Annotated in this window: 15 protein-coding genes; 5 read left to right on the forward strand and 10 right to left on the reverse strand. The window is 68.7% G+C overall.

The genetic code is table 11. The features are described 5' to 3' along the window. Positions 1–10 precede the first annotated feature (10 nt). The gene (locus BMY53_RS07320; protein ID WP_092945217.1) at positions 11–838 is read left to right on the forward strand and encodes a LytR/AlgR family response regulator transcription factor; all 828 of its coding nucleotides are present in this window, start codon (positions 11–13) and stop codon (positions 836–838) included. Between the two features lie 48 nt (positions 839–886). Here BMY53_RS07320 and BMY53_RS07325 read toward each other — a convergent pair whose 3' ends face one another. The 3 genes from BMY53_RS07325 to BMY53_RS07335 form a co-directional block, all read right to left on the reverse strand. Then, the gene (locus BMY53_RS07325) at positions 887–3,553 is read right to left on the reverse strand and encodes an O-antigen ligase family protein (protein ID WP_143073973.1); all 2,667 of its coding nucleotides are present in this window, start codon (positions 3,551–3,553) and stop codon (positions 887–889) included. Beyond that, positions 3,550–4,248, reverse strand: a complete 699-nt coding sequence (locus BMY53_RS07330; protein ID WP_092945219.1) for a lysoplasmalogenase — start codon at positions 4,246–4,248, stop codon at positions 3,550–3,552. Before BMY53_RS07330 ends, BMY53_RS07325 begins: the two co-directional genes overlap by 4 nt. 158 nt (positions 4,249–4,406) lie before the next feature. Further along, the gene (locus tag BMY53_RS07335; RefSeq protein WP_092945220.1) at positions 4,407–6,464 is read right to left on the reverse strand and encodes an ATP-dependent helicase; all 2,058 of its coding nucleotides are present in this window, start codon (positions 6,462–6,464) and stop codon (positions 4,407–4,409) included. 70 nt (positions 6,465–6,534) lie between these two features. Here BMY53_RS07335 and BMY53_RS07340 point away from each other — a divergent pair, with 70 nt between their 5' ends. Next, the gene (locus BMY53_RS07340; RefSeq protein ID WP_092945222.1) at positions 6,535–6,909 is read left to right on the forward strand and encodes a DUF1304 domain-containing protein; all 375 of its coding nucleotides are present in this window, start codon (positions 6,535–6,537) and stop codon (positions 6,907–6,909) included. A gap of 59 nt (positions 6,910–6,968) precedes the next feature. Here the strand turns inward: BMY53_RS07340 and BMY53_RS07345 are convergent, their stop codons facing one another. From BMY53_RS07345 to BMY53_RS07355, 3 genes are all read right to left on the reverse strand, one after another. Next, positions 6,969–7,772: a substrate-binding periplasmic protein gene (locus BMY53_RS07345; protein ID WP_092945224.1), complete on the reverse strand. Its 804-nt coding sequence runs from the start codon at positions 7,770–7,772 to the stop codon at positions 6,969–6,971. Positions 7,773–7,801: 29 nt separating this feature from the next. Then, on the reverse strand, positions 7,802–8,230 hold the full coding sequence (locus BMY53_RS07350) for a hypothetical protein (protein WP_092945226.1): 429 nt from the start codon (positions 8,228–8,230) through the stop codon (positions 7,802–7,804). A 231-nt stretch (positions 8,231–8,461) separates the two neighbouring features. Then, positions 8,462–9,598: a hypothetical protein gene (locus BMY53_RS07355; RefSeq protein WP_092945227.1), complete on the reverse strand. Its 1,137-nt coding sequence runs from the start codon at positions 9,596–9,598 to the stop codon at positions 8,462–8,464. Between the two features lie 193 nt (positions 9,599–9,791). On the opposite strand from BMY53_RS07355, the gene BMY53_RS07360 reads away from it, so the two are divergent. Then, positions 9,792–12,314 carry an alpha/beta hydrolase family protein gene (locus BMY53_RS07360; protein WP_177200779.1) on the forward strand — a complete coding sequence of 841 codons (2,523 nt, stop codon included), beginning with the start codon at positions 9,792–9,794 and terminating at the stop codon, positions 12,312–12,314. Between the two features lie 34 nt (positions 12,315–12,348). Here BMY53_RS07360 and BMY53_RS07365 read toward each other — a convergent pair whose 3' ends face one another. The 3 genes from BMY53_RS07365 to BMY53_RS07375 form a co-directional block, all read right to left on the reverse strand. Then, positions 12,349–13,251, reverse strand: a complete 903-nt coding sequence (locus tag BMY53_RS07365) for a KPN_02809 family neutral zinc metallopeptidase (protein ID WP_092945229.1) — start codon at positions 13,249–13,251, stop codon at positions 12,349–12,351. A gap of 150 nt (positions 13,252–13,401) precedes the next feature. Continuing rightward, on the reverse strand, positions 13,402–15,822 hold the full coding sequence (locus BMY53_RS07370) for an ATP-binding protein (protein WP_092945230.1): 2,421 nt from the start codon (positions 15,820–15,822) through the stop codon (positions 13,402–13,404). 14 nt (positions 15,823–15,836) lie between these two features. Continuing rightward, on the reverse strand, positions 15,837–16,643 hold the full coding sequence (locus BMY53_RS07375; RefSeq protein ID WP_092945883.1) for an ABC transporter substrate-binding protein: 807 nt from the start codon (positions 16,641–16,643) through the stop codon (positions 15,837–15,839). Positions 16,644–16,963: 320 nt separating this feature from the next. Between BMY53_RS07375 and BMY53_RS07380 the strand changes: the two genes are divergently transcribed. Both BMY53_RS07380 and BMY53_RS07385 read left to right on the forward strand, forming a co-directional pair. Then, positions 16,964–17,605, forward strand: coding sequence for a helix-turn-helix domain-containing protein (locus tag BMY53_RS07380; protein ID WP_092945231.1), 642 nt, complete (start codon positions 16,964–16,966; stop codon positions 17,603–17,605). 14 nt (positions 17,606–17,619) lie between these two features. Continuing rightward, complete coding sequence (locus BMY53_RS07385; protein WP_177200780.1) at positions 17,620–18,357, forward strand: response regulator; 738 nt, start codon at positions 17,620–17,622, stop codon at positions 18,355–18,357. 69 nt (positions 18,358–18,426) lie between these two features. On the opposite strand, the gene BMY53_RS07390 is transcribed toward BMY53_RS07385, so the two are convergent. Beyond that, entirely contained in the window at positions 18,427–20,538 is a 2,112-nt protein-coding gene (locus tag BMY53_RS07390) for a primosomal protein N' (RefSeq protein WP_092945237.1), read from the reverse strand. Positions 20,539–20,862: the final 324 nt, after the last annotated feature.

Consider the following 20,862-nt stretch of genomic DNA (forward strand, 5'->3'; position numbering starts at 1 on the left):
ACATCGCCCCATGAGCACCACTGCCCCTACCGCCCCCCGTGCCGTCCTGGCCGACGACGAACGGCTGATGCGCGAGCAACTGCGCAGCCGCATCGCCGAGGTCTGGCCGGAGCTGCAGATCGTCGGCGAAGCCAAGAACGGCCTGGAGGCCGTGGAGATGACCCGGGAACTCCGGCCTGACCTGGTGTTTCTGGATATCCGCATGCCGGGCCTGACCGGCGTGGAGGCGGCGCGCCAGATCGCCCAGTTGCCCGACGATGACGAATGGGCGGTCCCGGAGATCGTCTTCATCACGGCCTATGACCAGTATGCGGTCGAAGCCTTCGAACAGGGTGTGTGTGACTACGTGCTCAAGCCGGCCGAGCGCGAGCGCCTGGCCGTGACGGTGGAGCGCATCCGCCAGCGGCTGGCCCAGCGCAGCGGCGAGGTGGAGCCGGAAGGCCCGTCGCAGGGCACGCTGCAGCAGTTGCTGCACAACCTGTCAGCGCGCGTGAATCCGCAGGCCGCGCCGCGTTACCTGCAATGGATTCAGGCCTCGGTCGGCCAGGCCATCCAGATGATCCCGGTGGAGGACGTGCTGTTCTTCATCAGCGACGAGAAGTACACCCGTGTGCAGACAGCCACGGTCGAGGCGCTGATCCGCAAGCCCATCAAGGAGCTGGTGGACGAGCTGGACCCGGCCCTGTTCTGGCAGATCCACCGCTCCACGCTGGTCAACGTCAAGGCCATCAACGGCATCACCCGCGACTTCCGTGGCCGGCAGTTGGTGGGGGTGAGAGGGCTGGATGAAAAGCTGGAAGTGAGCCGCAGCTACACCCACCTGTTCAAGGGCATGTGATGTCGGCGCGGCGGATGGTCATGCACTGATCAGTTGATCAGGCGCTGATCAGGCCCCCGACACCGTCACCCCCGAGCGCGACGGCCGATGCGAGCGGCTGTGACGCGGCGGCGTCGGCCGGCGGTCGTCGTGCTCGTGTTCATCACCGGCAAAACGCGTCTCCAGGGAATCCTCTTCTTCCTCGGGCTCCTCGCCCTTCTTGAGCCGCCGCGACGGCGTGCGCAGGCCCAGGGCCAGCGCCAGCATGGCGTAGAAGAGGAAGCCGATGCGGGGTGCATCCACCAGGCTGTCGAACAGGCCGACGATCACGAAGCCCGCCAGTGCGCCCGCGGTGGCCGGCGCCAGCGGATGCCGTCGGGCCGCCCCCAGCGTGCAGCGCCACAAGGCACTGGCCAGCAATCCGCACCACAGCGCCAGACCGATCACGCCCTGCTCAAACAGCACATGCAGCGGCAGGCTCTTTTCATGGAAGGGCATGTGGATGCGGTCGCTGGAGAAGAACCAGCGCGCCATGCCTTGCGAGAAATCATTGTTGCGCAGCAACGGACCATGCTGGCCGTCCGCAATCTCCACCGAACGCAGCTCCACCAGCGAGCCGCGCCAGTTCAAGGCCACCGACGCCGTCAGTTGCCGGGGCGCCCAACGCGCGCCGCCAAAGTCATCCGGCGCCTTGCCCAGCGGCAGGCGCACCACCTGCCAGTTGCCGCCCAAGGGATCAACCTCCACCTGCTTGTCCAGGCAACGCAGCGGGTACAGCAGATGCTTCTCGCAGACCTCCACCCGCACCTGCGTGTGCTGGCGGGTGCGCAACACCACGGTGGCGCCCACATCACCGCCAACGGCGGACACCCGTTGGCTGAGGCGGAACATCTCGCCGCTGCCCATGTTGTGCAGGCCACTGGTGAGTGTGACGGTGGGGTACGGCACCGCGGTGAAGCCGGCACTGTCCAGCGCCCCTGGCACCAGGTCGGTTGCGCCGGCATTCCAGCGGTAGTCCCCCACCCGCGATTCAAATGGCCCGTTGTTGGCGAAGCTGGACGGGAAACGCCCGGTGCCCTGCCCCAGCAGCCAGGCATCCGTGCCCTTGAGCAGCCCGAGGCTCAGCCCCCAATGATCCAGCCGCCCCTCCAGGTCCTGCTGACCGGTGGACAGACGCTGGCCGATGTAGCCGCCGCCGCCCAGGGACGCCACCACGCCGCACACCAGCAGGCAGGCGGTCCATAGCAGGCCACGCACGCGCCAGCCGGCCTGGCGGATGGGGTCGATCGGGCGCACCGGCCATTGCGTGGCCAGCCAACCCAGGCCCAGCACGGCCAGCACCGCCGCGGTGGACACCGGGTCACGCCCGCCGCTCCATTGGGCTGCCACCAGCCAGGCTGCGGCCAGGGTGGCCAGCCAGCCTGCCGCCAGCAGATAGGCCTGCCCCGGACGGGACACCCCCTGGCGCCATTGCCAGCACATGGCCAGCGTCGTCACCACCACCACCAGGGCCACGCCGTAGGACAGCTTGGGCACGAGGTCGATCACGGCATAACCGGCACCCGCGATCAGCAGGGCCGGCAGCAGCGCCAGGCCCAGCAGCGCGCGGTTCTGGGCCGGCGGCCAGGAGGCCCGGCGCGACGGCATCGCCACCCACACTCCCACGCTGGCCGCCAGCGCCAGCAGGCCGCGGTAGCCGCCCGCCCCAAACAGGACCCAGGCTGCCAGCGCCACCACGGCCAGCACGGCCAGCGTCGAACGCAGGGGCAGGGTCGCATCCCCGGGGAGATACGAGGCCGGCGCCTCTTCAGGCACTGCCTGCCGCCGCTGCACGGACCACAACAGCGCGCACAGCGCGAGCCCGACCGGCACGGCCAGGTAGACGCCGCGCGAGAAAGTGGTCAGGCAGGCGTAGAAACCCAGCACCAGCACCGCCAGCGCGGCAGCGAAGCGCCAGGGCTCGCGCTCGCGCAGCATCCACAGCAGCGCCATCGGCATGCTCAGCGCCAGGCAGCCATCCAGGGCGGCACCGCCCACATGCATTTCCCAGAACCAGGAGGTGGTGCGGTAGTCGGTGGAAAAATCCAGCAAGCCGGTATAGATCCAGCGCTCCCAGACCGCGCCCACCGCCGCGAAGATCAGCACCAGCACCCACGCCCCCCGGCTCAGCCGCTGCACTGCCGCCGGACGCAGGTCCGCCGCCTGTTGCCACAGGGGCAACAGCAGCAGCACCAGACCCAGGCTCTTGCCCAGGCGCAGGCTGTTCATGGATTCCTGGTAACCCTGCCAATAACCGAACTGCAGGCCACCGGCATGTTCCACGCCGCGCCAGACCGAGATCACCACCGACAGCGTGAACACGGCCAGCAGCACGCCCACGGCCGAGCGCCAGCGCAGCGTGCGGTAGCGCCAGGGCACCGGCCGGCGTGTCGGCTCGGTGATGGCCAGGGCCATGTAGCCGCCGGTGGCGATGGCCAGTACCAGCAGGTCCAGCTCCTCGAAGCTGATCCAGCCGGTCCAGGGCGCAAAGCCGATCAGCGGCACCAGTGCGGGCAGCAGCATCGGCAGCACCTGCCAGCCGAGGAAACCGGCGGCGGCCACCATGGCCCAGACGGTCAGCATCAGCTGGGGCTCGATCGGGTAATGGCGGGCCAGGGTCACCCCCAGCGCGCCGCAGGCCAATGAGGCAAACAGGGCCAGCACCGCGGAGGCCCGCAGCGGAATCATGAAGTTCATGCGGCCCCCGACTTGGCCGCGCGGCCCACGCTCTGGGCCATGCACCACTGTGCCGGCCAGTAGCTCGCCAGCACCCACAGGCTGGCCATGTCGACCGGGCCGGCAAATTTGTTGATGGCCAACATCGCGTCGGAGAATACGAACAGGGTGCCGCCCCAGGCGGCCCAGCGGGCCTGGCCCTCCTCAGGGCCGCTGACGCAGGCGCGCCACCAGGCCCAGGCCTGCGAGGCCATCACGGCGAGTGCGGCGACGTAGACCACCACGGGCGGTTGCAGCGCCGGGGGGACAAAAGTCCACAGCCGGCCCAGCACCACGGCGGCGATCACACCGAACAGCAGGAAGGGCCAGCGCACCGCGCCCAACCGCACGCGGGTGCAGAAGGCCAGGATGTAGCAGATATGCGCCAGGAGGAAGCTGACGAGGCCCGGCAGGAAACCCGCCTCCGGCCAGAGCAGCGCCACATCGCCCACCAGGGAACACACCAGCCCCGCGCGCAGCCAGCGCGCCAGACGCGGTGCGGCCGCACGCCGGCGCCACGCCTGCCAGATGATGAGCAAGGTGGTGAGCGGCTTGAAGACAAAGCCCCAGCCCAGCGGCACTTGTGATGGCTGGGAGAGGGCCAGGATGGCCAGTGAGGCGCTGGCCAAGGTCAGCAGGGGGAGACTGAGGGAAGTCCGATCGACGGCGGCTGTCATATGAATATTTTGCCGTCCGCAATTGGCAATCTCGTCGGTGACACGCGAAGGCTGTCAAGTGTTACAGGGTGAACGCGAAATCCCAACGTCCACCCCCCTTGAGTTGGTGGGATAACGAACATTGCGGATGGCGAGTGATGGCCGAGGCAGCCCGGCCCTCAATCCTTGGCTTGCGCCTGCGCCGCTGCACTGGCCGCGGCCTTGGCCAACAACTGCTCGCGCATGCGCTTGAGCTTTTCGCGCGGGTCTTCCTTGACGATGTTTTCGTGCAGCTTCATCTCGGCGATGAAGCGGCTGGGCACCCCAATCACCGTTTCGCGGTTTTTCTTGCGGCGCCGCAAGGTGGAGACCGCCAGGGTGCGCCGCGCACGGGTAATGCCCACATACATCAGCCGGCGCTCTTCCTCCACCCGCGCAGCCGTCATCTCTTCATCATCCGCCTTGAAGGGCAGCAAGCCCTCGTTGACGCCCGCCAGAATCACATGCGGCCACTCCAGGCCCTTGGAGGCATGCAAGGTGGTGAGCACCACCTGGTCCTGCTCCTCCTTGCGCTCCGCCAGGGAGAGGATGACGCTGATGGTCTGGGCCACTTCCAGCAACGACTGGCGCGGGCTTTCGGTAGTGATGCCGCCGTCGGTGGAGATCTCGCCACCGCAGCGCTTGGCCACCCAGTCCACGAAATCCAGCACGTTGCTCCAGCGCGCCGCCGCCACCTTCTCGTTCTCCTCGTTGTCCAGGAGGTACTGCTCGTAGGCGATGTCCTTGAGCCACTCCAGCATCAACGCGCGGCCCTCTTCAGCCCCGACGCAATGCCGCGCCCGGTACTCCAGGTCCACGACGTAGCGGCCGAACTCATGCAGCCCATGCAACGCCTTGCTGGACAAGGTGGCCTTGAGCGACTCGGCAAACAGAGACTCGAACATCGAGAGCTTCCACTTGGCCGAGAAATCACTCAGGTGGCCCAGGGTCTGGTGGCCGATGCCACGCTTGGGCGTGGTCACCGCCCGCAGGAACGCCGGGTCGTCGTCCTGATTGACCAGCAGACGCAACCAGGCGCAGAGGTCCTTGATCTCGGTCTTGTCGAAGAAGCTCTGGCCGCCCGAGACCTTGTAAGGGATCTCCGCCCGACGCAGCGCCTGCTCGAAGATGCGGGCCTGGTGGTTGGCCCGGTAGAGGATGGCGAAGTCGGAGAACTTGGCCGTGGGGTGGGTGGCCCGCAGCGACTGGATGCGCGCCACCGCGCGTTCGGCCTCGTGCTCCTCGCCGTCCGCCTCCACCAGCGTGATGGGGTCGCCCTCGCCGAATTCACTCCACAAGGTCTTGGGATACAGCTTGGGATTGCTGCCAATGACGTTGTTGGCCGCACGAAGAATGGCGCTGGTGGAGCGGTAGTTCTGCTCCAGCGGAATGATCTTGAGCTGCGGAAAATCCACCGGCAGCTTCTTGAGGTTCTCGATGGTGGCGCCGCGCCAGCCGTAGATGCTCTGGTCGTCATCCCCCACGGCGGTGAACATGGCACGGTCGCCCACCAGGTGCTTGAGCAGCTCGTACTGCACGGCGTTGGTGTCCTGGTATTCGTCCACCAGCACATAGCGCAAGGTCTCCTGCCACTTGCCCCGCGCTTCCGGGTTGGTCTGCATCAGCTTGAGCGGCAGACCGATGAGGTCGTCGAAGTCCACCGCCTGGTAGGCGGTCAAGCGCTCCTGGTAACGCTGCATCACCACCGCGGCCGCCCGCTCCATGTCGTCCTTGGCATAGGCCAGCGCCTGCTGGGCGCTGAGGTTCTGGTTCTTCCACAACGAGATCGTCCACTGCCAGCTCTTGGCGGTGGCAGCGTCCGTGGTGCCGCCCGCATCGCGCAGCACCGACAACACGTCGTCCGAATCCAGGATGGAGAACTGTTCCTTCAAGCCCAGGTGGCGCCCATCCTCCCGCAGGATGCGCACGCCCAGCGAGTGGAAGGTGGAGATCACCAGTTCCTGCCCCGCCTTGTTGCCCACCATGTGGCGCGCACGCTCCCGCATTTCCTGCGAGGCCTTGTTGGTGAAGGTGATGGCCGCAATGTTGCGGGGCCGGTACCCCTCGGAAAGCAGCTTGGCAATCTTCTGGGTGATCACCCGTGTCTTGCCCGAACCCGCCCCAGCAATGACCAGGCAGGGACCCTCCAGGTGGTGCACGGCCGCCAACTGGGCAGGATTGAGCAGGAACTCGGACATGGTGGGGGCTTCAGGCAGCGGGAACGGTCAGCGGGCCAGGGATGATAGCGGGGGGCGTAAAGTGCGCCCCATGAACCTGACCACCACCCTTGCCAATGTTGTCACCGCCCTGGTGGCGTTGATCCATGTCTACATCCTGGTGCTGGAGATGTTTCTCTGGACCAAGCCCACCGGGCGCCGCGCCTTTGGCCTGACGCAGGAATTCGCCGAGGCGTCCAAGGTGCTCGCGGCCAACCAGGGCCTGTACAACGGCTTCCTGGCCGCCGGCCTGATCTGGGGCCTGCTGCTCGGCGCCGCCGGCACGCCGGTGAAGGTGTTCTTCCTGAGCTGTGTCCTGGTGGCCGGCCTCTATGGCGCCGCCACGGCCAGCCGCAAGATCCTCTTCATCCAGGCCCTGCCCGCGCTGATCGGCCTGGGGCTGGTCGGTCTCGCATCGAGCTTCTGAAGCCATCGCCCTCGCCGGGGCCCTCCTCACGGCCATCAGCTCGGCCATCAGCTCGGCCATCAAGCCTGCCGGTCGTCGGGCAGATTGACGCCGTGCCGGGCCGCCATCTGCGCCAGTTCCCCATTGGCGCGCAGGCGCTGCATGCCTGCGTCCACCAGGGTCTGCCACGGCGTGCCGTGATGGTCATTGAAGGCAAAGTGGCCGCGCAGATGCGCAAACGGGGGGCTGCATAGCTGCACATGGTCGGCCAGCCCCAGTTCGTGGATCACTGGTTCTGAATTGCGCTGGTTGGCTGCAATCAGGTCCAGCCGACCCAACTGCAGCATGCGCAGCGCCGTGGCCAGGTCGCGCACCAGGGTCAGCTTGAGCCGGGTGCGGGCCTGATCAAAGCGGTCGCCATACACCCAGCCCTGCACCGCCCCCACCTGCAGCGCGCGCAAGGTGGCGAAGTCGTTGCGCCACAGCGCCTGCTCGCCCTGGCGGGCATAGAACACCAGCGAATCCTCGTAGAACGGCTGGCGTGAAAAACGCAGGCGGCGCTCCCGCTCCGGCGTCCGATAGGGTCCGACCAGAATGTTCGCCGGGCCATGCTCAATCATGGCCTGCGCACGCAGCCACGGATACAGCTCATACGTGGGCGCAAAACCGGCGGGCAAGAGGATGGCATCCAGGATGTCCACCGCCAGCCCGCGAGGGCGAGTCCGGTCCCCTGCGGCAGCGCCAGCCTCGAACAGCCTGGAAAAATGCGTGCCCACCACGGAGACCGGCCGGCCAGCCGCCGCCTGCGCTGCGCCGGCCAATCCGGTCACTGCCAGGGTCTGGCCCGCAGCCAACTGGAGGAAGTGACGACGGTGCTGCTGCATGTGAGCCCATGATAGGGGCCGCCTGCGGCTCACAGCAATGCCGTGTCCGGTGCCGGGACGAGCAAAGCGTCACGCAAGGGGTCTCCGCGCCACGGCGCGCCGTTGGCGCCATGCACCTGGAACGCAGCCTGCAGCACCTGGCGCACCAGCATCAGCTCCTGCCCGCCCGGATCGGCCCCCACCAGGAAGACACGGCGGTCCCCGATCGCGTGGGAGCGCAACCCGTACACCCGTGGCTTCACCCGCATGCAGTAACGGTCCGCCAGCGGGTGGCCCATCAGCGCTGGCAGGCGCAGCAGGTAATGGCCACCCCGGCGGTCTTCCGCCCAGCGGTCCGGCAAGGCCCGCCCGTGGCGCGCCGCCTCCACGCAAGTGCCCAGCGCCTGCCGCAACCAGGGTGTGCAGTGCTCGTCGCGCCGCGCATCACGGTGGCATCGGGCCCAGTCACGGTCCGACATCGTCTTGATCCTGAAAACCATCCGGTCCCCCGCGTCGTCGCCAGCCTTCCGCTCGGCGACGGTGATAGATCACCACAAGGCCTCTTAAAGGCCTCGATACATCAGGGAAATCGTAGGTTCAGGGGGAGACCCTGCGCAATTCACCACAAGAGGTGGATCTGCTGCACGTTGGAACTAGCACCAAGTCATTAGTCGCGAGGGATCCACGCAGACGTCATGTGACACCACTGGTCAATGTGAACGCAGCAGCAACCACAGCAACAGGGCGGCCACGACCAGCAGCGCCACCACGCCCGCCACGCGTTCCATCAGGGTGGAACCCGGCGGCCGCAGCGGCGGCCGCTCGTCCGGCGAGGACTGAAGCGGCACCGGCGCGGAGGGCCGCGCCATGGAGAAGGTGCCGGTATGCGGGCCGATGCCGGCACCGGCCGCTGCAGCGGCGGGGGCCTGCGCCACCCGTGCAGCCAGGACGGAGGCGGATTGGTCCAGCCAGTCACGCACGGCCTGCGCCAGCGACGCGCGGTCGGGGAAGGTGTGGCCATCGGTCATGGCGCGGTCCAGCAGCCGGTCCAGGCTGTCGCGGTGGGCGGCCGAGAGCGAGAGCCAGGATTGCAGCGAGGCCACCGGCGTGGCGGCGGTTTCCACCGCTGTGGTGTCGCCTCCTCGCCCTTCTGGCGTGCCCTCCTTGCGCGGCAGGCGGCCATTGATCAGCAGGCCCAGCAGGCGCCCCAGGGCATGGGCTTCGCTGCGCCCGTCCGGGCGGGCGCCGGCACGCTGGCGCGGATCGGCCAGGGGCTCGGCCGCACGTACCAGCAGGGCGGGTGCCTGCGATGCGCGAGGGGCCAGGCCTTGTCCCAGCCAGTGCAGTTGCTGCGAAGGGCTGAGCCACAACATGCCGGGGTCCAGTTCATGCAGCACCAGCCCGCGCGCCTGGGCGGCGTCCAGCAGCGCCACCAGCTCCAGCAGCAGTTCCATGCGCCGGCGCAGCGGCAGGGCCATGGCCACCCGCATCAGCGGTGCGCCCTCCATGGCGGGCACCACCAGATAAGGGCTGCCCGCCGGGCTCAGGCCGCTGTCCAGCGGTGCGCCATAGGTCGGAAAGTCGAGCCGCCCCAGGGCGTCGGAATCCTCGGCAAAACGCATCAGCACGGCCTGGGCATCCGCCTCATGGCGGTAGACCAGTGCCAGGCCCGCCTCGCCAGCGGCCAAGGCATGTTCCACCCGGAACCAATGGCCCGAGCCCACCTCGAACAGGGCATCCGCGACCCGCCAGACGCCCAGGCGTTCGCCCACCGCCGGAAGGGCGGCCACCGGACGGGTGGGACTGTCCAGGGGCGCTGGACGTGACGGGGCGGCAGGCTCGCTCATGGGCGCCGATCCTAGCGCAGCGATACTCCGGGCAACGTCCCCGGATCGGGGCCTGCCATCGCCCCTGGGGGCTGGCGCCGCCTGTCATTGCTATCGTCTGGTCATGCTGCCGCTGCTTCGCCTGCCATTGCGCCTGCCTTTCCTCCCCTCATCGCGCTTCTCATTGCGCCTGTCATTGCGACAGCGCCTCCACTTGCCATTGCGCCTGCGCCTGGCCCCGCTCATCGGCGCACTGGCGCTGGGTGCCGGAATTCCCGCAGTGGCCGCCCCAGCGCCCTACAAGCAGCCCTCCCCCGCCATCCGCGAACTGCTCGACGCGCCCCAGCCCCCTCGCCTGCTGCCGTCGCCGGACCGCCAGACGGTGGCCCTGCTGGAGCAGCGGCGCTACACGCCGCTGGATGAACTGGCCCGGCCGGTGATGCGCCTGGCCGGTGCACGCTTCGACCCACGCAGCGCCACGCCGCAGAACCTGGTGGGCATCCTCCATCTCAAGTTGCGCCCGCTGCTCGAGCCCGATGCCCCCGAGCGGACTGTGGAGCTCCCGGCTGGCGGCCTGTGGCACAGCTTTGCCTGGGCGCCGGACGGCCAGCGCTTTGTCATCGCCCGGCGCACCGACAACGGCGATGAGCTGTGGGCCGGCGCCACCAGCAACGGCCAGATCTGGCGCATCTACAACGTGCGGCTGAACAACGCCATCGACCCGGACGACCTGGCCTGGATGAGCGCCCGCGAGGTGGTGGTGCTCACAGTGCCCGACCCGCGCGGCCCCGTGCCCTCGCGCCAGCAGAGCGGCCCGGCCATTCAGGAGACCCATGGCAAGGCCTCGCCGGAACGCACTTATCCGGACCTGCTGCGCAACCCGGCGGACGAGGACGCCTTCGAGTTCTACGCCCGCTCGCAGCTCACGCTGGTGGACATTGCCAGCGGCCAGAGCCGTGACCTGGACAAGCCCGGCCTCTTCACCAGCATCTCCGCCGTGGGCAACGGCCAGGCGCTGCTGACCGAGCGGCTCAGCCGGCCGTTCAGCTTCAACCTGACCTTCGACGACTTCCCCACGGTGGTGGAAGTCCGCCAACGCGACGGCAGGCTGATCCGCGAACTGGCCCGCATGCCGCTCAAGCAGGGCGTGGCCATCGACGGCGCGCTGCCGGGCCCCCGGGTGTTCTACGCCTCCCCGACCAAGGACGCCGCGCTCTACTGGGTGGAGGCGCTGGACGGCGGCAACCCGGCGGTGCGCGCCGCCTTCCGCGACCGCGTGATGCGTCTGGACCCGCCCTACACCGGCGAGCCCTTCGAGGTGCAGCGCATGCCCTACCGCTTCACCCGGCTGCGCTTCCTGGACGACGGGCAGCACGCCCTGCTGAGCGAGGAAGACCGCAGCCGAGGCTGGACCCGCACCTACCTGCTGCCACTGCGCGGCACGCAGAGCCGCCCGCTGTTCGAGCACTCCGTGCGGGAACGCTACCGCCACCCCGGCGTACCGCTGATGCGGACGCTGCCCAACGGCCAGCAGGCCGTGCAGACGCTCAATGGCGACCTGCTGCTGGTGGGCCAGGGCTCCAGCCCGCGCGGAGACCGTCCCTTCCTGGACAAGGTCTCGCTGCGTGACCTCAGCGTGCAGCGGCTGTTCCAGTCCGCCGAGGGCGTGTATGAACTGCCGCTGGCCGTGCTGGACGACAAGCGCCTGCTCACCCAGCGGGAGGCGGAGCATGAGCCGCCCAACCTGTTGTTGCGCGAGAACGGCAATGGCGGCAAGGCGGTGCAGCTGACCCGCCTCAAGGACCCGACACCCCAGCTCAAGGCCGTGCGCCGCGAGCTGGTCACCTTCAAGCGCAGCGACGGCGTGGAACTGTCGTTCTGGATGTACCTGCCGCCCGACCTGAAGGAAGGCGAGAAGCGCCCTGCCCTGGTCTGGGCCTATCCGCTGGAGTTCAATGACGCGGCCCTGGCCAGCCAGCTCACCGGCTCCGCCGGCCGCTACATGAGCTTCTCCTCCATCAGCCCACTCAACCTGCTGATGGACGGCTACGTGGTGCTGATGGACGCCACCATGCCGGTGGTGGGAGATGCGCGCACGATGAACGACAGCTTCATCGAGCAGATGACCATGAATGCCCGCGCCATCCTGGACAAGGCGGAAGAGCTGGGCACGGTGGACCCACGCCGCGTGGCCATTGGGGGCCACAGCTATGGCGCCTTCATGACGGCCAACCTGCTGGCCCATACCCGGCTGTTCCGCTGCGGCATTGCACGCAGCGGCGCGTACAACCGCACGCTCACGCCGTTCGGCTTCCAGAGCGAACGACGCTCGCTGTGGGAGGCCAAGGACGTCTACCTGAAGCTATCGCCGCTGCTCTTCGCCAATCAGATCAAGGAGCCGCTGCTGCTCATCCATGGCGACGCGGACAACAACTCCGGCACCTTCCCGATGCAGAGTGAACGCCTCTACCAGGCGCTGGCAGGTCTGGGCGGCACGGCGCGTTATGTGCTGCTGCCCTACGAGGCCCACGGTTATGCCGCACGTGAATCGGCCGGCCAGGTGCAGTGGGAAATGAGCCAGTGGCTCAAGGGCTGCGTGGGGGATCCCAGGGACAGCAAAGACACGAAGGACGCCCGGCCGGCCGCCGCCACCTCGGCCGCCGCACCGGCACCGGCACCCTCGCCGGCACCGGCGGACGACCGGGCCTCCACAGCCAGGCCGGCGGGTTCCCGTTGATTTTCTCGCGGTGGATGCTTGGGCCTCTGCGGGGTCAGAGCGACCGCGTCTGGAAGGTGTCGCAGTCCTTGATGCTGCCCTGCGCCAGCCCGCGCTTGAACCAGCGCTGACGCTGCTCGCTGGTGCCGTGGGTGAAGCTCTCCGGCACCACATCGCCGCTGGAGCGGCGCTGCAAGGTGTCGTCGCCAATCTGGGACGCCGCGTTCAAGGCCTCCTCGATGTCCCCCGCCTCCAGCCAGCCCTTGGACTGCTGCGAGTGATAGGCCCACACACCGGCCAGGCAGTCGGCCTGCAGCTCCACCCGGACGCTGGTGGCATTGGCTTCACGTTCGGACTGGCGGCGGCGCAGCGCCTCCACCTTGTCGGTGACGCCCAGCAGGTGCTGCACATGGTGGCCGACCTCGTGGGCGATCACATAGGCCTGCGCGAAGTCCCCGGGCGCGCCCAGCCGGTCGCGCAGCGTCTGGTAGAAGCTCAGGTCGATGTAGACCTTGCTGTCACCCGGGCAATAGAACGGGCCCATGGCGGCAGCACCGCGCCCGCAGGCGGTCTGGGTGCGGCCGGAAAAAAGCACCAGGCGCGGTGCCTGGTAGGTCTGGCCGGCAGCCTGGAAGACGCGGCCCCAGACATCCTCGGTATCGGCCAGCACCACCGAGACGAATTTGGCCCCCGCGTCCTGCGGCTTGCTGTGCGGCCCCGCCTGGCCTGGCCCCTGCTGACGCGGCGCCTGGGTATGCGGCACCTGCCCGCCACCGCCGGTCAGGCCCAGCAGGGTCATGGGGTTGATGCCGAAGATCCAGCCGGCCACCAGGGCCACCACCACGCCGCCCAGGCTCAGGCCACGCCCGCCGCCGAAGGAAAACCCTCCACCGCCGCCGCCATCACTGCCGCGCATGTCCTCGACGTTGTCGCTTTCGCGCTGACCTTCCCACTTCATCGTGCACTCCTGGGCCGGGCCTGCGCCCGGCACATTGATTCGCCTGTGCCAGCCTGGGCACCTCTCGTGCCCGGCCAGCGCCACACGCCCCGGGTTCGGGGTCATGACAGCGTACGGATTGTGACCCTCTGCGCCGGCCGCGTAAGCCCCTCATGGGTGACTGGCTGTGTCCAGGCCCTCGCTGCCACCACCGGATCGATCGCCGGACGGGCCACCCCACGGACCTGCTGGCAACGCCGCCGGGCCGGGGTCGTGGGCGCTACCGGGCGGCCGTGGGTCCGTGTGCTCCGCCAGATGTCGCGGAGGCAGCACCAGGTGGAACTCCGCACCGCCGCCCGGACGATTGGCCGCGTACAGCCGCCCGCCATGGATCTCCACGATCCGCCGGCTGATCGCCAGCCCCAGGCCGGTGCCGCCGGAGCCGTCCTTGGTGGCGCTGGACTGCACAAAGGCATCGAAGATGCGCTCCAGCTCATCCACCGGAATACCGGGCCCGCGGTCCGCCACGCACAGCCGCAGTTCCCCTGACGGCTCCTCCACCGTGCCGGTGATGTCGATGGCGCTGCCCGACGGCGCGAACTTGATGGCATTGGCCAGCAGGTTGCGAATGGCCTGCTGGATGCGTACCGGGTCCACCCGTACCGGCAAGGGTGTCTCCAGGTGCACCTGCAAGTCCAGGTAGCGCTGGATGCGCAGCGGCTCCAGTTCGTGCACCACGTCCCGCACCAGTTCGCGCAGGTCATAACGTTCCAGTGCGAAGGCACCGATGGAGCTCTCCAGCTTGGAGACATCCAGCAGGTCGTTGACCATGGACAGCATGCGCTGCCCGGAGCCGTGAATGTCCTCGAACATGGCGCGCAGACGGGGCGCCCCCTCGCTACGGCCCACACCCAGCTCCGAGAACCCGAGGATGGATTGCAGCGGCGTGCGCAGCTCGTGGCTGATGTTGGCGAGGAACTCGGTCTTGATGCGCGAGGCTTCCTGCGCGGCATCGCGCGCCTCGCGGGAGAGGCGCTCGGCACGGGCCCGCTCGGTCACATCCACCGCGCTGCCCGCGTAGCCGCCCCGGCCACCATCGCGGCGCAGCGGCACGATGGCGATCAGGTAGCGGCGGGGTTCCCCTTCGCCATTGCGGATGGTGGCTTCGGTGCTGCGCGGGCCTTCACGGTGATGGAACAGGGCCTCCACGGCGGCACGGTCCTCCTGGTCCGCCAGGTCCGCCAGGCGCCGCCCGACCGCCTCGTCCACCCGGCCCCGGTGCAGCGTGGTCCAGCGGGCGTTGACGAAGGTGAGTGTGCCTTGCAGGTCGGTGCGGAAGATCAATTCCTGCACGCTGCGGAGCAACACCCGCATGTCGCGCTCGCGGTCGGCCAGCTGTTCATGGGCCTGCTGCAGCGCCGCCACGGCATCTGCGCGCGCCAGCAGGCTGCGCCGCACGATGATGGTGGCGGAGGCGATCAGGCACAGCGCCAGGACACCGGTCATCACCGGCCCCCAGAGGCTGGAGCGCCAAGGGCCCAGCACCTCCACCTGCGACTGCTCCACGCTGATCACCAACCCGCGTCGCGGCGAGGCGCGATAGGCCACGATCAGTTCGCCGGGCAAGGCACCGGCGCCAAAGTAGCTGCCATGGTCCGGCCCCGTGCGCAGCCGGTCAAAGACCGGGTGGCCACTCATGTACTGGCCGGGCAACTCGGGCAGGGTTTCCAGGGCGGCCAGGAGTTGGCCGGTCGGCGATGCCAGCCAGGCGGCGCTGTTGTTCAGCGGCAAGGCCTGCTGCTGCAACTGGGCCAGGGCCTCGGGGTTGATGAGCGCCAGCAGCCAGCGCGGGGCCGTGTCGTCACGGCGGGCCGGTGGCGAGGCGGCTGCGGCGGCCCGCGCCCGGGCCATGCCGGCACCACGGACACTGGTGCTGCCGGCGCGGCCCGACACCGTTGGGGCGGAGTGCCGGTCCGCCGCTAGGGCGGGGTGCCGATCCACCGCTGCGGCGGGGCGGCGGTCCACCGCTTCCGGCAACTGCAGCAGCATCGGCAGCATGCTCACCGTGGCCGGGCGAACCGTGCCGTCGTTCACCAGGTCCGCCAGCGTCCGGCCAGGCTGCAGCGGCTGGAGCTGGTCTCGATCCGGCGCCGGCAGTCGCTCCATGCGCTGCATCGGCACTTCCAGCCCCACTTCGTCCGCGTTGGTGGAGGCCAGCACACGACCATGGCTGTCCAGCACCGCGATGCTGCGCAGGAAAGGCAGGCCGAGCAGCACCCGGTTCATGTGGTCGGACCATTGGGAGGCCGATTTGCGGCCGCCCTCCTCCGGGCCACCGCCAGCCAGCGGAACGGAATCCGCCAGGCCGTGCAGGGTCACGGACACGCTTTCCACGGTCCGGGTGGCGTCGGCCTCCAGCATCTGGGCCAGCAGCACCCCGCGTCCGCGGGCCTCCTCCAAGGCCGCATGACGTTGCACGAGGATGGGCGCCACCACCGCCACCGTCGAGGCAATGGCCAGCACGATGCCGGCCACCAGGGTGGCCGAGCGCAAGCGCTGCAGGGATTGGACGGCGGGCGCCAGGTTGGACATGCTGGAGCGGCTCCTCAGGGCACCACGATCCTGGACAGGCTGTGACGCTCGGCTGCGGCCTGCAGCCGCCCGTCGTGCTTGATCGCCGTCACAAAGCTGTTCATGCGTCCCAGCCAGGCGGCATCCCCACGCTTGACGGCGTAGGCATAGGACAGCACGTGAAAGGGCTTTTCCGGGGCCACCACACGCGCCCAGTCCGCGTTGTCGAGCAGCCGGCGGCTGTAGGGATAGTCGGCCATGAAGACATCGGCCCGCCCGGAGGAGAGTTCCGCCTCCCGGGTGGTGGGCGGCTGCACCACCAGCAGCCGCGCCTGCTTGAGGCTGTCGCGCATCACGGTTTCCACCAGGGTCCCGGCCTGCACCGCCACCACCACGCCACGCCGGTCGATGTCAGCCCACTGGCGTACCGTCCGGTTGCCACGGGTCGTCACGCCATAGATGTCGCTCGCCAGATAGGGTTGGGTGAAATCCAGCCGGGCCTTGCGCTCCGGGGAGATCGCCACCGCAAACATGGCCACGTCGCAGCGCTCTTCCTCCAGGTCGGCCATCAGGCTCGGGAAGGAGGACTCCACATAGCGGATCTGCACCCCGAGTTCCCGCGCCAGCTCGGCGGACAGGTCCACGTCGATCCCGCTAAGTCGTCCGTCACGCGGGTGCCGATAGGAGATGCCGTAATACTCCGGCCAGATGCACACACGCAGCAGCCGGTTGACGGCAATACGGCGCAAGACGACGCTGTCGCGGGTGTCACCCGCCTCCGCGGACCGGGGCGCTGCCCCGCCACCGGCACCGGCACCGGCACCGGCCAGCATCCCGCTCATGGTTCTGGCCGTGAGGCTGCTGACTGCGCGGCTCACCACGCCAGCCGCCGCTTCGCCCACCGCCACGCCCAGCACGGCCGTCCACACCCCGGCACACAGCAGGGCGAAGCACGTCCGGAAGGCGCGGCGGCGGGAGAACATGCCCGCCATTCCACCAGAGTTCTTGACAGGCAACCATGGCTTCCGGCGTCGGATGAACAAGGTGGACGATCGCTGTCATACACGTCAGACGAACAAGCCGCGTTCAAATATCATTTTTAGCGCTTATAAATGGGGACCAACCCCCTCTCTACCGACCTAAAATTCGGCAAAATCGCCCCATGATTGCTATTGCCCGTCCACCAGAAGACATGCAAGAGGACTTCAGTACCCGTGAAGTCGCTCAGCGCCTTGGCATGGCTGTGCGTTCTGTGCAGCTGATGGTGGACCGGGGTGAGTTGCAGGCCTGGCGCACGCCCGGCGGCCACCGCCGCATCCTGCGCAGTTCCCTGGATGCCTGGCTGATGGGCCGCGGGCTGGCCCCCACCAAGAGTGCCGAGCCGCCAGCACCGGTGGAGACCCAGCGCAAGCTGCGCGTGCTGCTGATCGAGGACTCGGTCCACTACCAGAACCTGGTGGCCCTGCTGATGGCGCAGGAGTTTCCCGACCTGGAGCTGCACACCGCCAATGACGGTATCGGTGGCCTGGTGATGTATGGGCAACTGCAACCTGACGTGCTGCTGGTGGATATCCTGCTGCCGGGCATCGATGGTGCCGCGCTGGTTACCAGCCTGCGCTCCCAACCGCTGTTCGCCAAGTGCGAGTTGATCTTTGTGACGGCGCTGGACAACCAGCAGCGGGAGCCCTACACCTTTGCGTTGGCCGGCCTGCCGGTGATCCACAAGCCCCGGCTGGTCACCGAACTGCCGCCGCTGCTGGCCGCAGCGGTGCAACGGTTGACGGCTGCCGCACACGCGGGCTGACGATGGGGGGGCGGTTGCGCGTCCTGCTGGTGGAGGACGACGCGTCGCTCCAACGCTTCGTGGCGATGGCCTTGGAGGACGAGGACGTCCGCCTGCAGGGCTGCACCTCGGTGGACGAGGCCCTGCTCGCCCTGGCCACCCAGGCGTTTGATCTGGTCATCACCGATCTCATGCTGCCGGGCCGCCATGGCAACGAGCTGCTGGTGACCCTGCGCGATCGCCCCAACCTGCGCGGGCAGGCCCAGCTGGTGGTCTTCAGCGCCGGCCTGAATGTGCAGGTACGGCAGCAACTGGAGACCCTGGGCGTCACGCGCTTCCTCTCCAAACCCTGCTCGCTGGCCGACCTGCAAGCCTGTGCGCGGGAAGCCGGCGCCCTGCGCCAGCAGGCAGCACCGGCCGATCAGGCGGCCTCCGCCACGGTCACGCCATCGGTCCATCGGGCCGCCATCGACGAATTCTTTGGCGGCAATGCCGCGCTCTACCAGGCCTTTTTGGCGCGCTGCAGGACCCAATTTCCGCAGGACATCACGCTGGGCCGAGAGGCCGCCACGCAGGGGCTGTATCAACCTCTGCGCCATTTGGCCCACAGCCTGAAGAGCGTGCTGCTGACGCTGGGGCATCCAGCCGCGGCCGCGCTGGCCCGCGAACTGGAGGAAACGGCTCAGCGGGCCACGGACGATCCGGGCGCCCACCGTGAGGCGGTGCAGGCCGGATGGACACGCCTGGAGGCGGAGCTGCAACGGCTGCTGTGAGCCGGCCTGCCAGGCGGTTCAGCGGTTCAGCCCGACGGCGCAGGTGCCTGACCCCGCAGCGGAGCCGCTTCAGATCACCAGGGGATCGATGTCCACCGCCCACCGCTGCACCCCTTTGTGGCGGCGGCGCAGTTCATGCAGGCTGGGCAGCCACTCACGCAGGAAGCGTTGCAGCTGGCCGCGATGGCCGGCCTCGATGAGCATCTGGAAGCGCTCCACGTTGGCTACCCGCGCCACCGCCATCGGCACCGGCGGGTAGAGCAGCAGCCCCAGCGAGAGCGGCAGCGTCTGGGCCTGCGCCTGGGCGGCCTCCAAAAACTCGCGCACCGCTTCCACCGTGCGCCCCTCCGCCCGCACCAGCGCCAGGTGCGCAAACGGGGGCAGCCCGGCGGACATGCGCTCGGCCAGCTGGCTGCTGGCGAAGGCGTGGTAATCGTGGCGCTGCAGGGATTGATAAAGCGCGTGCTCGGGATACCAGGTCTGCACCCACAGCTCGCTGGAGGCGGCCTGGGCGGCATCCCGCCCCGCACGCCCGCCCACCTGCATGAGCAGCGAGAACAGCCGTTCCGGGGCGCGGAAATCGTTGCTGAACAAGGCGCCGTCCGGGTTCACGGCCGCCACCAGCGTGATGCGGCGAAAGTCGTGGCCCTTGGCCACCATCTGCGTGCCCACCAGCACATCCACATCACCTTCATGCACGGCGCTAAGTTGGGCCTCCAGGCTGCCCTTGAGGCGGGTGCTGTCGGCATCGATACGGGCGATGCGGGCGCCCGGCAGGGCCTGGGCGAGTTGTTCCTCCAGCCGCTCGGTGCCCCGGCCCAGCGGCGCGATGTCCGGATTGCCGCAGCTCGGGCAGGCACGCGGCACCCGCTGCGAGACCCCGCAGTGATGGCAACGCAGCGTGCGGTCCTCGCGATGGAAGACCTGGTGGGCGCTGCAATGCGGGCAGTCGCTCTTCCAGTTGCACTGGTCGCAGTGCAGGACCGGAGCATAACCCCGGCGGTTCAGGAACACCAGGCTCTGCTCACCCCGCGCCAGGCGCTTGCGCAGGGCGTCCAGCAGCGGCGCGGACAAGGCGGTGGTCACCCCCTTCTTGCGCTCCAGCCGGTTCATGTCGAACAGGCGCACCCGTGGCAACACCCCGCCGCCGATGCGTTCGGTCAGGTCGATGCGGCGGTAGCGGTTTGCCAGCGCATGCTGCCAGCTCTCCAGTGACGGGGTGGCCGAGCCCAGCAGCACCGGCACGCCTTCCTGGTGGCCCCGGTAGACCGCCAGGTCCCGGGCGGAATAACGCGCGCCGTCCTGCTGCTTGTAGGACGGGTCATGCTCCTCATCCACCACGATGAGGCCCAGGCGCGGCATGGAGGCGAACACCGCCAGCCGCGTGCCCAGCACCAATTGCGCCCGCCCCAGATGGGCGCTCAGCCAGTGGCGCAGGCGCTGCGCCGGCGTGAGGCCACTGTGCAGCGACACGATGGCGTGGCCGGCGAAACGCGCCGCGAAGCGCGCTTCCAGCTGGGGGGTCAGGTTGATCTCGGGCACCAGCACCAGCACCTGCCGGCCTTGGGCCAGGGCCTCTTCGGCGGCCCGCAGATAGATCTCGGTCTTGCCGCTGCCGGTCAGGCCCCAGAGCAGCGCGGGCGGTGGCCGGGCCTCGGCCGCGAGGGCACGAACGGCGTCCAGTGCCGCTTGTTGCTGGGCCGTCAGCGCCGGCCGCTCGGGGGGGGCCTCGGGCGCCTGGGCCTGGGCGGCGGCTTCGGCCTTGTCCAGCTTCTTCAGGCGCGCCTGGAGCTGGGTCGCGTCCAGTTCCCGCAACTGCGGCGGCAACACGGCCAGGGCCAGCTCACCCACGCTGCGCTGGTAGTAGGCGGCGGCGAAATCCAGCAGTCGCCGCCAGCGGTCGGACAGGGGCGGCAAGGCATCCAGCGCTTCGCCCACCGGGCGGAGCTGGTCTTCGGGAAGCTGGGCGTCGGTGACGGCCGGGGGGGTGGCGCCTGTGCCGTGCTCGGGGTCCCAGACAATTCCCAGCGTCTCTCGGCGGCCCAGCCCCACTTCCACCAAGGTGCCGGGTGTCAGGTCTTGCGGGCCCAGGTAGTCCAGCGGCCCGGTCAGGCCGCTGTGTTGCGGGGCGTCCACGGCCACGCTGACGCGCCGCCAGCCCGCGTGCTCGGCTCCGGCCATCAGGACGACCTCAAGGCAGGCGGATCCGCAAAGCGAAAGCCGGTCTTAGGAAAACGCGCCAAGTCCATGATTTCCAAGCATCCCCGCCTGTGTGATCCGTGCTGTGGATAACTTTGTGGGAAAAGATGGCACTTCTTTCAGCCGCCGCCCGGCGAACCGAGAAGCAGGGGAAACGCCAGTTTTTCGGGCAAACCCCAATATCCGTTGCAAATCAATAACTTGCGTGCCCATCCGGGAAAATCCTAGCTGCGGTGCCATCGGTGTGCTGCGTTTCGGTGACATGCACGGATTTGGGGATAACTGCTGTCCGGCCTTTGGTCAGCG

The sequence above is a fragment of the Roseateles sp. YR242 genome (assembly GCF_900109745.1).
Classification (GTDB): domain Bacteria; phylum Pseudomonadota; class Gammaproteobacteria; order Burkholderiales; family Burkholderiaceae_C; genus Roseateles.